The organism is Arthrobacter nitrophenolicus (assembly GCF_045833485.1).
GTDB lineage: Bacteria > Actinomycetota > Actinomycetes > Actinomycetales > Micrococcaceae > Arthrobacter > Arthrobacter nitrophenolicus.
Genome location: NZ_CP174504.1, coordinates 1,217,640 through 1,229,498, shown reverse-complemented (window position 1 = coordinate 1,229,498; position 11,859 = coordinate 1,217,640). Strand labels below are relative to the sequence as shown.

At 66.5% G+C, this 11,859-nt stretch carries 9 protein-coding genes; 5 read left to right on the top strand and 4 right to left on the bottom strand.

Annotated elements, in window-relative coordinates; all coding sequences use genetic code 11:
- Window positions 1-3 precede the first annotated feature (3 nt).
- On the bottom strand, window positions 4-1,338 hold the full coding sequence (locus ACJJV6_RS05795; protein WP_035753051.1) for an ABC transporter substrate-binding protein: 1,335 nt from the start codon (window positions 1,336-1,338) through the stop codon (window positions 4-6).
- A 43-nt stretch (window positions 1,339-1,381) separates the two neighbouring features.
- Complete coding sequence (locus ACJJV6_RS05790; protein WP_407710129.1) at window positions 1,382-2,818, bottom strand: glycoside hydrolase; 1,437 nt, start codon at window positions 2,816-2,818, stop codon at window positions 1,382-1,384.
- A 401-nt stretch (window positions 2,819-3,219) separates the two neighbouring features.
- Between ACJJV6_RS05790 and ACJJV6_RS05785 the strand changes: the two genes are divergently transcribed.
- Complete coding sequence (locus tag ACJJV6_RS05785) at window positions 3,220-4,770, top strand: glycoside hydrolase family 32 protein (protein WP_407710128.1); 1,551 nt, start codon at window positions 3,220-3,222, stop codon at window positions 4,768-4,770.
- 100 nt (window positions 4,771-4,870) lie between these two features.
- Here the strand turns inward: ACJJV6_RS05785 and ACJJV6_RS05780 are convergent, their stop codons facing one another.
- Both ACJJV6_RS05780 and ACJJV6_RS05775 read right to left on the bottom strand, forming a co-directional pair.
- A complete protein-coding gene (locus ACJJV6_RS05780; RefSeq protein WP_407710127.1) occupies window positions 4,871-6,160 on the bottom strand; it encodes an MFS transporter in 1,290 nt (429 codons plus the stop codon).
- 76 nt (window positions 6,161-6,236) lie between these two features.
- Window positions 6,237-7,523 carry a M20 family metallopeptidase gene (locus ACJJV6_RS05775; protein ID WP_407710126.1) on the bottom strand — a complete coding sequence of 429 codons (1,287 nt, stop codon included), beginning with the start codon at window positions 7,521-7,523 and terminating at the stop codon, window positions 6,237-6,239.
- A gap of 131 nt (window positions 7,524-7,654) precedes the next feature.
- On the opposite strand from ACJJV6_RS05775, the gene ACJJV6_RS05770 reads away from it, so the two are divergent.
- From ACJJV6_RS05770 to ACJJV6_RS05755, 4 genes are all read left to right on the top strand, one after another.
- Complete coding sequence (locus ACJJV6_RS05770) at window positions 7,655-8,683, top strand: Lrp/AsnC family transcriptional regulator (protein WP_407710125.1); 1,029 nt, start codon at window positions 7,655-7,657, stop codon at window positions 8,681-8,683.
- Window positions 8,684-9,049: 366 nt separating this feature from the next.
- Entirely contained in the window at window positions 9,050-10,426 is a 1,377-nt protein-coding gene (locus tag ACJJV6_RS05765) for a cation:dicarboxylate symporter family transporter (RefSeq protein WP_407710124.1), read from the top strand.
- Between the two features lie 41 nt (window positions 10,427-10,467).
- On the top strand, window positions 10,468-10,767 hold the full coding sequence (locus ACJJV6_RS05760) for a putative quinol monooxygenase (RefSeq protein ID WP_009358452.1): 300 nt from the start codon (window positions 10,468-10,470) through the stop codon (window positions 10,765-10,767).
- 153 nt (window positions 10,768-10,920) lie between these two features.
- Complete coding sequence (locus ACJJV6_RS05755) at window positions 10,921-11,811, top strand: Rieske 2Fe-2S domain-containing protein (protein ID WP_407710123.1); 891 nt, start codon at window positions 10,921-10,923, stop codon at window positions 11,809-11,811.
- Window positions 11,812-11,859 lie beyond the last annotated feature (48 nt).

Here is an 11,859-nt window from a genome sequence, read left to right as displayed (position 1 = left end):
CACTTACTTAAAGAACTTGGGGGCGTTCTGCGCGATGGTGTTGTCCATGGTGCTGGTGAACTGCTCCGGCGTGATGTTGCCCTGGACCAGCAGGACAAGCTCCTGCTGCAGGCGTCCGTTGGTGGTGGGATCAAGCTGCGTGTCCCAGGGCATGGCCTGCTTGGAACCGAGGTCTTTCGCCTGGTCCAGCGCCTTCCGGTACAGCGGCGTTGCGTTGGCCGGGACGGCGGTTTCGACGTCGGTGGTGGGCGAGAGCGCGCCGGTTGCGGCGTATTCGGCCGGGTACTTCTCCAGGGCGAACTTCAGGAAGTCGCTCACCAGGGGATCGTAGGTCTTCGAGTTCACCGCCATGCCGATGCCCGAGGGCGAAACGAACTCGTTGGCTGCCGTGACGGATCCCGCCGTGGTGGGGAGGGTGAAGAAGTCGATGTCGTCCCGGACGGCGGGGTCCAGCTTGTCCGTGGCCAGGCTGGACAGCTCCCAGGTGCCGATGTTGTACATCGCCGCCTGGCCGGACGTGAACTGGTTCTGCGCGTCTGAGTAGCCCTGGGCCGAGAAGCCCTCCTGGAAGCACTTCGCCTTGCCAAGTTCAGCCATCCAGTTGACGGTCTTCTGCCCGGCGGGGTCGGAGAACTTCGCTTCGCCCTTCTTCAGCTTCGTCACGAAGTCCGGTCCGGCTTCCCGGAACGGCTGGTAGGCGATGTAGCGTTCCAGCGGCCACTGGTCCTGGCCGTCGATGGCGATCGGGGTGATGCCGGCCTCGCGGAGGGCCGTGCACATGGCGGGAATGTCGTCCAGGGACTTCGGCACCGCCACGCCTGCCTTTTCGAGCAGCGCCTTGTTGTACCAGATGAATTCCAGCTCAAACTGGAACGGGATCATGTACAGGGAGCCGTCGTCGAAGCGCTGGTAGTCCAGGGCGCCGGGGCGGTAGTCGTCGTAGACATCCAGGGTCTTGAGCAGCTTTTCGGCGTCCACCATCTTGCCCTGCTTGGCCAGCTGCTGGGCGAAGGGTGTGGCATCCGTGTCGAAGAGCTCGGGGAGCTTGTTGGCTGCGGCCAGGGTCTCGAGCTTCTGGATGTAGGAGGGCCGGTCCGGGGTGGTGATCAGGTTCAGCTCGAAGCCGGGGTGGTCCTTGGCGTAGTCGTCGGCCAGCTTCTTCATGATGTTGATGACGGCGCCGTCAGCGGGCCGCGAGAGCAGCCAGGAGATTTCCCGGGGCTTGATCTCGCCGGTGGGGCTGACGTTGGAGGGATCGGTGGAACTTCCGCCCCCACAGGCTGTGAGGGCCAGGGCGGTGGCTGCTGCGACGGCGGCGGCGCGGATCAGGTTCTTCATTGCGGTCTTTCCCTTGGTTTGAACGGAGGATGCGGGAGGGTATTCAGTTGTCGGTGCGCTTGCGTACTTCGAGATGTGTAACGGTGGCGGATCCTTCGCCGGCGAAGACGCCGATCCGGCCCGCCGGCAGGTCGTAGATCCTGGTGCTGAGGGCCACCTGCCTGTCCACGACGGCGACGCACAGGTCGCCGTCGACGATGACTTCCAGCGTGTGTTCGCCGGGAGGAAGGCTGCACGGGCGCTCGAGTTCGATCTCGAACGGCACGTCCCCGGAGACATGCCATTGGGCCTCCCCCGTGACGGCCCGCGGCCACTGGTCGAAGACCAGGCGCCCGCGCTTCGGTTCGAGCCGGAGCACGTAGGAGCTGTCGCCGTCGGCGCTGGACCGCAGCAGCAGCCCGCACTCTGTGGTGCCCGGGCTGATGTCCAGGATTGCCTTGGCGTAGAACTGGGAGGGCAGTTCCTCCCGGGAGACGGTGGCGGTGTAGCCGTCCGGGACGTCCAGCCTGGCGGGCAGGCCGCCGTCGAAGGTCACGGCAACCTCGTCCCAGAAACTGTCCACCAGTTCGTCGGCGAAGCCGAACGCCAGGGTCCCGTCCGGGTTCTGCCGGGCCTCCAGGACGGACATGGTGCCCGCCCACTGCCAGGAGCCGCTGTCGGAATTTCCTTCCTTGCTGGCGATCCAGCCGAAGAAGAACCGACGCCCGTCCCGTTCCGCGGTCTTGGACGCGTAGAACGCGCGGCCGTCGATGCTGTCCTGGTCCGGCACCAGCCACGGTCCATCCGGGCTTTTCGCCATGCGGTACCGGGTGGTGAAATTCTCGGAGAACTCGGAGTAGACCATGTACCACCAGCCGCCCCAGGCGAAGACGTCCGGGCACTCGTGGGTAATGTAGCGGCGGGGGTCCCAGAACGGTTCGGCGTACTGCCAGCTCACCAGGTCGCTGGACACGCACTGGGCGATGACTCCGCGGCGGCGTTCGGGTCCTTCGGCGTGCCGGGCCGCCAGGAGCATGCGCCACTGGCCGGAGGACGGGTCGTGGCAAACGTAAGGGTCCCGCCAGTCCCCGGACTCGTAGCCGGCAGGTGCACCGAACGTAAGCTCGGGGTGCTTCACCCAGGTGCGCATGCCGTCGGTGCTGGTGGCGTGCATGACCAGCTGCAGCGGCAGCCCGTCCTTGCCAAGGTTCTTCGGGTTCTGCCCGGTATAGAAGAGGTGGTGGATGCCGGACTCGTCAACCACCACGCTGCCCGTGTAGGCGTTGAAGTCGGGATCGTTATCTGTTCCGTGCGGCAGTGCCACCCCCTGGTCCTGGAACTGGATGAGGTCCTTGGTGGTGACCAGGTTCCACGACGTTCCCGGCTTGGGGTCGGAGCGGACCTCGTGGAGGTAAAAGAGCCAAAACTCCCCGTCCTTTTGGAAAGGGATGAGGTCTCCCACCCATCCGTCGGCGGGCTGGAAGAAGACTGGATAACTCATCGGCGCTGATGTTCCGTTCTGCTAAAGCGTTTGATCACCTCAAGGTAGATGATGCCGCCGGGTTTGATCAAGCGTTTTAGCGAAACTTTTTTCTGGATCCGGCCGTCTGCGATAAAACGCTTGACCAAACACTGTTTGCATCCCTAGTTTTGGGGCCAAGCGATTTTCCGACGACGGCGTCAGCCCCCGAACCAATGAAGGTTCCACCTTTAGAGCAGTACCTTTTCCAAGGCCCTCCCGGTGCCATCCAGCACCGGCGGGCCGTCCCTCCATCCGGGCCGCGACGCAACCCGCACCCGCCCGGCGTCTCCGCCTGGGACTGCTGCGCCGCCGTCGTCATCGCCGCGTGCGCCAGTGGCTGTCGCACGCCCTGATGCAGCCCACTTTCGAGAGGAAACACCATGACGCCCCATTTGTCCCGGCGCAACGTCCTGCAGGGCACCGGCGCAGGAGCGCTGGCTTTGTTCATGAGCAACGTGCTGCCGGCAGCCGCCAAGGCCAAGGAGTCTTTACGCGCCGTGTACCACATGACGCCGCCGTCGGGCTGGCTGTGCGACCCCCAACGTCCGGTCTACGTGAACGGCGCGTACCACCTCTACTACCTGCATTCCGCGCAGAACAACGGCCCGGGCGGATGGGACCACGCCACCACCACGGACTGCGTGGCTTTCGACCATCACGGGGTTGCCATCCCGCTGCAGCCGGACTTTCCTGTCTGGTCGGGCTCGGCGGTGGTGGACACGGCAAACACTGCCGGTTTTGGGGCAGGCGCCATCGTTGTCCTCGCCACGCAGCCCACTGGAGGGATCCGCAAGTACCAGGAGCAGTACCTCTACTGGTCCACCGATGGCGGCTCCACCTTCACGGCGCTGCCTGATCCGGTGATCGTGAACACGGATGGACGGGCCGCCACCACGCAGGCCGAGATCGAGAACGCGGAATGGTTCCGCGATCCGAAGATCCACTGGGATGCGGCGCGCAGCGAATGGGTGTGCGTGATCGGCCGGGCCCGGTACGCCGCGTTCTATACCTCGCAGAACCTGCGCGACTGGCAGCTGAAACGCAACTTCGACTACCCCAACCATGCCCTCGGCGGGATCGAATGCCCGGACCTGTTCGAGATGACGGCAGACGACGGCACCCGGCACTGGGTGCTGGGCGCCAGCATGGATGCCTACAGTATCGGCCTGCCCATGACCTACGCCTACTGGACGGGAACCTGGGACGGCGGGCAGTTCCTCGCGGACAACCTGGACCCGCAGTGGCTCGACTGGGGCTGGGACTGGTACGGCGCCGTGACCTGGCCGGCAGCGGAGGCACCCGACACCCGGCGGTACGCGATCGGCTGGATGAACAACTGGAAGTACGCCGCCCGGGACGTTCCCACGGATGCCAGCGACGGATACAACGGCCAGAACTCGGTGGTACGCGAACTGCGCCTTGCCCGCCAGGCCGGGGGCTGGTACAGCCTGCTCAGCAGTCCCGTCCCGGCGCTCGCCGGCCACGCGGGCTCCACCACGGTGCTTCCGGACCGTACTGTCAGCGGCAGCGCAGTCCTGCCGTGGAGCGGCTACGCGTACGAGCTGGAGCTCGATATTTCCTGGGATGCCGCCGCCAACGTGGGCGTCTCGGTGGGCCGGTCCGCGGACGGCACGCGCCACACCAACATCGGGAAGTACGGGGCGGAACTGTATGTGGACCGCGGGCCGTCGGACCTGGCCGGCTTTTCACTCGTGCCGTTCACGCGTGCGGCGGCACCGATTGATGCCGCTGCGCGGTCAGTGCATTTGCGAATTTTCGTGGACAGGCAGAGCGTGGAGGTGTTCGTGAACGCCGGTCACACGGTGCTGTCCCAGCAGGTGCACTTCGCCGCGGGTGACACCGGGATCTCGTTCTACACCGACGGCGGCCCGGCAACCTTCTCCGGCATCACCATCAGGAACTTCGCCTAAGCAGTCCCGGAAGCCTGGGCACTCCCCGACACGCCGCGGGCCCCGGTGCGCCATGCACCGGGGCCCGCTGACCCGCCTGGAGGAGCCAGCCCTGGAGCGGCTAGTGCGTCAGGTCCTTGCCCTTGGTCTCCGGGATGGTGAAGACGAACGCCGCGCTGATGACCAGGAGCAGCACCGCGTAGATGTTGAACACCTGGGGCGCGCCCAGCGAGGTGCCCAGCCACTGCTGCAGGTAGGGCGCGGTCCCGCCGAACGCGGCCACGCAGATGGAGTAGGGCACCCCGACGCCCACGGTGCGGATCGAGGTGGGAAACAGCTCGGCGTAGACGGCCGGGACAATGGCGGCGCTCGCGGCGATGAAGACCAGCATCACGGACATGCCCACCGCCAGCTGCCAGGCGGAATCCTTCAGCAGCCAGGTCATGGGGAAGTGCATCACGGCAGAACCGATGGCACCGGACCACAGCACCTTCTTGCGCCCGATCCGGTCGGACAGCTTGCCCCAGACCGGCAGCGCGGCAATGAACACGATGTTCGCAACAACACCGGCCCACAGGGCTTCGCCGCGGTCGATCTTGAGGGCGGTGGTGGCGTAGCTCGGTGCCACCACGCCCCAGATGTAGTAGATCACCGTCAGGCCGACCGTCAGCCCGATCACCTGCAGGGCCTGCTTCCGGTGCCGGACGATCTGCGGCCAGATCGGCGCGCGCTTGACGGCGGTGGATTCGCCCTCGAAGGCCTCGGTCTCGTGCAGCCGGGCCCGCATGATCAGGGCGTAGAGGCCCATCGCTGCGCCGAGCAGGAACGGGATCCGCCAGCCCCACGCGTTCATCGCCTCGGTGGTCAGCGTCATGTTCAGCACGGCGCCCAGCAGCGTGCCGAACAGGATGCCCACCGTTCCGGAGGTGTAGATCAGGGTGGCCCAGAACCCGCGGTGCTCCTTGGGTGCCATTTCGGAGAGGTAGGTTTGCGACGACGGCAGCTCACCGCCGTGTGCCAGGCCCTGGATGAGCCGGGCCACCAGCAGCATCAGGGATGCCCAGGCGCCCACGGCCGCGAAGGTGGGCGCGATGCCGATCATCAGGCTGCCCAGCGAAGCCAGGCCGACGGCGAGCGTCATGGACGTCTTGCGGCCCACCCTGTCGCCGATCCAGCCGAAAACGAACCCGCCGAAGGGCCGGGCCACGAAGCCGACGGCGAAGATCGCCAGGGTGGAGAGTACCGCGGAGGCGGGGTCGGCCTTGCTGAAGAGCTGGCTGGCGATGAAGGGCGTGAACGTGGCGTAGATGGCCCAGTCGTACCACTCGACGGCGTTGCCGATGCCGGTTCCGACGATGGTTTTCGCGGTGGACACGCGTCCAGTCTGCTGCCTTGTTACTGCAATGGACATGATGACTTCCTGGTGGTCGGTGCGAATGGGGTTGCCGGCGGCGGCGCTGCTGCCGGCGGTGGGGAGTGGCTGCGTACTATGAAGCTGCGGAAAGCGAGGCGAGACGCGAAATGGCCAGTTCTGCGTAGAGCGCTGCTCCGTCAGCCAGGACGCCGTCGTCGAAGGTCGCGTACGGCGAGTGGTTGAAGGGGGAGGCTGCTGGATCAGCACCGGGAGCGACGGCGCTGAGCCCCACGAAGGTGCCGGGCACTTCTGCCAGCACCCGGGAAAAGTCCTCGGAGCCGCTGAGCGGGGTGGCCCAGCGGGAGAGCCGGCGCTCGCCGAACAGGCCGGAGATGACCTTTTCGGCAGTAGTGGTTTCGTCCTCGTCCGTAATGGTGAGCGGGTACTCCGCCTGGTAATCGACGTGCACGTCAAGGCCATGGGCTGCGGCGATGCCCTTGAGCAGCCGCGGTACGGCCTCCATCATCTTGAGGCGGGAGCCCTCGGAGAAGGTCCGGATGGTGGCTTCGATGCGGGCCGTCTCCGGGATGACGTTCCGCTTGGTGCCGGCCTGCAGGACGCCGACGGACAGGACCACGGGATCGAACATGTTGAACTGCCGCGTCACCATCACCTGCAGCGCGGTGACCATCTCCGCCGCCGCGGTCACCGGGTCCTTGGCGGCGTGCGGGGCGGATCCGTGGCCGCCGGCGCCGAGGATGGTGACCGCCAGGCCGTCCGAAGCGCTGAGCATGACGCCCGGCTTGGTGCAGAACTGGCCGTGTTCCTCCAGGGAGGAAAAGACGTGCATGCCGTACGCTGCCTGGACGCGGGGGCCTGCGGCGTCCAGGACGCCTTCCCGGATCATGTAGCTGGCGCCGTCGCAGCCTTCCTCACCGGGCTGGAACATCAGGACGACGTCGCCCCGGAGCAGGTGCCGCTTCTCGGCCAGGAGCGTGGCGGCTCCGGCGAGCATGGACGTGTGCAGGTCGTGGCCGCAGGCGTGCATGGCGCCGTCGGTCCGGGATGTGTAGTCCACTCCGGTCTTCTCCTGCACCGGGAGTCCGTCCATGTCCGCGCGGAGGAGGACGGCGGGCCGTTCGGCTGCTTTGCCGCCCGCCGGGGAATCTGTGCCCGCCGGTGAAGCTGTGGCCGCCGGGGTCCCGCCACCCGCCTGCATACCGGCGCCGCCGCGCAGGACGGCAGTGACCGACGTCGTTTCCTTGCCCAGCGTGATCTCGAACGGCAGGCCGTCCAGCGCCTGGAGGACGCGCTCCTGGGTGCGGGGAAGGTGCAGGCCGATCTCCGGCCGCCGGTGCAGGTCGTGGCGGAGGCGGACCAGGTCTTCCTGCAGGTCGCGGGCGTCTTCGGTGATGGGCAAGTTGTACTCCTTGGCGTGGGCTTCCGGCTTGGGGACTATTCTGGAGTGGTGCGCTTCACATTCGTCGAAAGCGCAGTAATTATGCTTCTGCTCCTACTTGGTAGCAGGATTCATGCACGAAAGGACGGCCCATGGAACTCAGCGAGGACGATCTCGCCCTGATCCAGGTGCTGCAGGTCCACCCGCGGCTTGGCTGGGCCGACGCCGCCAAAGTGCTGGGCGTCCACGCCACCACACTGGCCGCACGCTGGGAGCGGCTCAGGTCCAGCGGCGCGGCCTGGGTCACTGCGCATCTGGCCGGAAACCCCCAGCAGATGCTCCTCGCCTTTGTGGCCGTCGACTGCGAGATGAACCAGCGGGACGCCGTCACCGCCCAGCTGGCGGCCCTTCCCGAGATCGTCACGGTGGAGGAAGCGGCCAGCAACCGCGACCTGATGCTGACCGTCATCACCAGGTCGCTTGAGGAATTCAGCACCAACGTCGTCGCCAGGCTGAAGGCCATCGAGGGCCTCACCAAGTACCAGACAGCGCTCTGCACCCGGCTGCACACCAGCGCCGACGAGTGGCGGCTGAACATCCTGGACAAGGCTCAGCTGGCAACGCTGCGGACGCTGGGACAAGGCGCCGAGGGCGCGGGCCGGCATGCTGCGGCAGCTGGGGACCTCCCGCCCAGCCACCTGGCCCTGCTCCCGTACCTGGCGCGGGACGGGAGGGCGACGGCGGCGGACATTGCCCGGGGGCTGGGCCGCCACCCAGCCACGGTGCAGCGGCAGCTGAACCGGGTGCTGGCCAGCGGGATCCTGCTGTTCCGCTGCGAGCTGGCGCAGCGCTACTCATCGTTCCCGGTGACATGCCAGTGGTTCGCGAACGTCCCGGCCGGCAGGCATGAGGAGGCAGCCGCCGCGTTCCGCACCATCAGCAATGTCCGGCTCAGCGCGTCCACCACGGGCCCCACCAACTTCGTGATCATCATGTGGCTCCAGTCGCTGGCCGACGTCATGACGGCCGAGCTGGCGTTGCAGCAGAAAGTGCCGGGCATCGAACTGGTGGAGAGCGTGGTGATGCTGCGGACGGTCAAGCGCGTGGGCTGGATGTTGAACGAGGACACGACGGCGAGCGGCGCCGTGGTCCATGCCGGAACCCCGGGTGCCGCGGACTGAGGTCAGGCCCGCGGAAAGCGTGCGGGGTCCGGGGCCTTGACCAGCGCCAGCGAGGCAGCCACCGAATGGTCCGGCTTCTGCGGCGGCTTTGCGTACGCCCGCAGGACCAGGAGCGATCCAATCGCAGGGGTGCAACGACTGCGGGGAGCTTGCCAGGAAGCCAGCCAGCCGAAAGGGAAGGGAACGACGGCGACCGCGCGCCGCCGTCGTTCCCGTGGCCGCAGGTGACGGGTGTACGCGCACGTGCCATTCCTCTTAATACTTCCGCATTGCGGATTTATCTTTCCGGAAACATGGGAGCCCTAGCGTTACGGATGACCTTGCGGCGCCCCGGGTGCCGACACATTCCAAAGAACAGGCACCGCGATGAAGAACCCAGCGCTCCTCTCCGCGCCGCAACCGCATGCAGGCGGGGCAGCAAGGAAACCCCTTTACAAATCACTTTTCTTCCAGATCCTGGCAGCCGTAGTGGCGGGCATTGTGGTCGGCCACTTCTGGCCGGAGATCGGCGCGGGACTCCGGCCGCTTGGGGATGGCTTCATCCAGCTGATCAAGATGATCATCGCCCCGCTGATCTTCCTGGTGATCGTGACGGGGATTGCTGCTGTCAGCGACGTGCGGGCCGTGGGCCGCGTGGGCGTCAAGGCCCTGGCATACTTCACCGCCGCCACGTTGTTTGCCCTGGTTTTTGGCCTGGTAGTGGGGAACGTGGTCCAGCCGGGCGCAGGCCTGAACATTGATCCGGCGTCGCTCTCGCAGGACGCCCTTGATGCCAAAACTTCCACGGCCCCGCCCAAGGATGCCGCAGCCTTCCTGCTGGGCATCATTCCCACCAGCGTGGTGGGCGCGTTTGCCAGCAACAGCCTCCTGCAGGTCCTGTGCTTTTCGGTCTTCTTTGGAGCCGCCATTGTGGTGGTGGGCAGGGAGCGCTGCCTCCCCGTGATCACCCTGATGGAAACTGTGCTGGAGCTGTTCTTCAAGATCATGGGCTGGGTGATGCGGGCGGCGCCGATAGGCGCCTTCGGTGCCATGGCGTTCATTATCGGCCAGTACGGGCTGGGGTCCCTGAGCACCTATGCGCTGCTCGTGGCCGCTTGCTATGGTGCGGCGCTTGTGTTCATCGGGCTGCTCTTCGTGGTTGCGTGGGTGTACCCGCGGGTGCCGCTGTGGCAGTTCATCAAGTACACGCGGGAGGAATTCCTCCTCGCACTCGGGACGGCGTCCACGGAGTCTGTGCTGCCGCGCATCATGACCAAGCTGACAAACGCCGGCTGCTCCCGCGCCACCACGGGCCTGGTGGTCCCTACCGGCTACTCCTTCAACCTGGACGGGGCCGCCCTTTACCTGTCGATCTCGCTTCTCTTCCTGGCCCAGGCCTTCGGGTACAACCTGGATCTTGGCCAGCAGCTCGCCGCCCTCGGCGTGCTGATGCTGACCTCCAAGGGGATGGCAGGGGTCCCCGGGTCCGCATTCCTGGCGCTGTCCGCCACGGCAGGTGCGCTCGGGATTTTCCCGGTGGCCGGCGTGGCGCTGCTCCTGGGCGCCGACCGGCTTATGGATTCCATGCGGGTGGTGGTGAACCTGCTGGGCAACTGTGTGGCCACGTTCGTTGTCGCCAGATGGGAGGGCCAGTTTGACCGGACGGCCATGCTGCGTGCCTTCAACGGCGAGGTTGCGGCCAGGGGAGAGATTGCGACGGCGGGACAGGTTGCCGAGCCTGCCGCGTCGGCGGCAGCGAAGTAGCCTGACGGAATCTGTCCTGCCGTTGTTGCAGACTGGGCACCATGACCTTTGCGAATGTGGGAAGCCTCGGAACCAAGCCCGGCCAGCGGGACGCCGTCGTGTCCATCCTGCTCCGGCCGATGGAGGGACTCAAGGAAGCCGGTTGCCTGCTGTACGAGGTGGGCGTGAACGACGACGCTCCTGACACGGTGTTTGTGAGCGAACTGTGGGAGTCGCCGGAGGCGCACCGGGCCTCACTGCAGCTGGACAGTGTGCGGGCCGCGATCGCCGAGGCCATGCCTCTGCTGTCCGGCGAGATGGGCGGCAGCCAGTTCACGGTGGTGGGGTCGCCGCTGCGGTAACCGGTGCCGGTGCTGCCAGCGGCGGCTTCCGGCCTTCCCCTTCCGTCCCGGCGTCGCTGCCCGGCGTCTGTTGCCTGGCCCTGTTCCCCGGCACGGTCACCAGCTAGGCTCTGGGCACCGACTGGATTCCAGGAAACAGGGTAAGGGAGACCCATGAAGCCGCTGCCTGCACTTGAGCTTGTCACCCGCCTCGAGGACGCCGAATGGCTTGACCCCGTGGCCAAGAGCGTCCGGAAAGTCGTCAGGAAGGTCCTCCGTCCACAATGGGCGAGGGACGTGCTCCACGGTGTTCCCATTGGCCATCCGGTGCATCCGCTCGCAGTCCAGGTTCCGATCGGTGCCTGGGTTTCCGCCGGGGTCCTGGACGCGATCCCCGGCACGGAAAAGGCCGCCGGGATTCTGGTGGGGGTTGGCACTGCAAGCGTGCTTCCGTCGGCGCTGGCCGGTTTCACCGACTGGTCGCAGCTCCACCCGCAGCAGCAAAGGGTAGGCCTGGTGCACGCCGCGGCCAATGTGACGGCGACGGGGCTCTACATTGCGTCGCTGATCCAGCGGGCGAGGGGCAGCCGGAACAGCGGAAAGGTCCTCGCCTACTTGGGGCTTGCCACAGTAGGTGCCGGCGGTTTCTTGGGCGGCCACCTCACCTACCGGCAGGCAGCGGGCGTGAACCACAGCGAGGAGATACCGCACCGCTTCCCGTCAGGATGGCATTCCCTGGCACAGCTTTCGGATTTGCCGGAGGGAAAGCTGCTCAAGCACGAAGTTGCCGGACTGCCCTTGCTCGTCCACCGGGAGGGCGACAGCGTCAACGTGCTGTCCGACGTCTGCAGCCACCTGTCCGGGCCGCTGCACGAAGGCAAACTCAAGGCCGGAGATGCCGGGACCGGCAGCGAACCATGCGTCGTCTGTCCCTGGCATCGGAGCATGTTCTCCCTGCGTACGGGCGAGGTGCAGGCAGGCCCTGCCACGTCCCGGCAACCGCGTTTTGATACCCGTATCACCGGCGGCATCGTGGAGGTTTGCCTGCCGGGCGCCGACGGCTGAGGGCCTTTCGCCCCTACTGCCGGCCAGGCGGCGGGGCGAGACTGGCAG

What these genes read in the sequence shown, in the direction of transcription:
- ACJJV6_RS05795 (WP_035753051.1), bottom strand. Translation starts at nt 1,338, where the DNA reads ATGAAGAACCTGATCCGCGCCGCCGCCGTCGCAGCAGCCACCGCCCTG.
- ACJJV6_RS05790 (WP_407710129.1), bottom strand. Translation starts at nt 2,818, where the DNA reads ATGAGTTATCCAGTCTTCTTCCAGCCCGCCGACGGATGGGTGGGAGAC.
- ACJJV6_RS05785 (WP_407710128.1), top strand. Translation starts at nt 3,220, where the DNA reads ATGACGCCCCATTTGTCCCGGCGCAACGTCCTGCAGGGCACCGGCGCA.
- ACJJV6_RS05780 (WP_407710127.1), bottom strand. Translation starts at nt 6,160, where the DNA reads ATGTCCATTGCAGTAACAAGGCAGCAGACTGGACGCGTGTCCACCGCG.
- ACJJV6_RS05770 (WP_407710125.1), top strand. Translation starts at nt 7,655, where the DNA reads ATGGAACTCAGCGAGGACGATCTCGCCCTGATCCAGGTGCTGCAGGTC.
- ACJJV6_RS05765 (WP_407710124.1), top strand. Translation starts at nt 9,050, where the DNA reads ATGAAGAACCCAGCGCTCCTCTCCGCGCCGCAACCGCATGCAGGCGGG.
- ACJJV6_RS05760 (WP_009358452.1), top strand. Translation starts at nt 10,468, where the DNA reads ATGACCTTTGCGAATGTGGGAAGCCTCGGAACCAAGCCCGGCCAGCGG.
- ACJJV6_RS05755 (WP_407710123.1), top strand. Translation starts at nt 10,921, where the DNA reads ATGAAGCCGCTGCCTGCACTTGAGCTTGTCACCCGCCTCGAGGACGCC.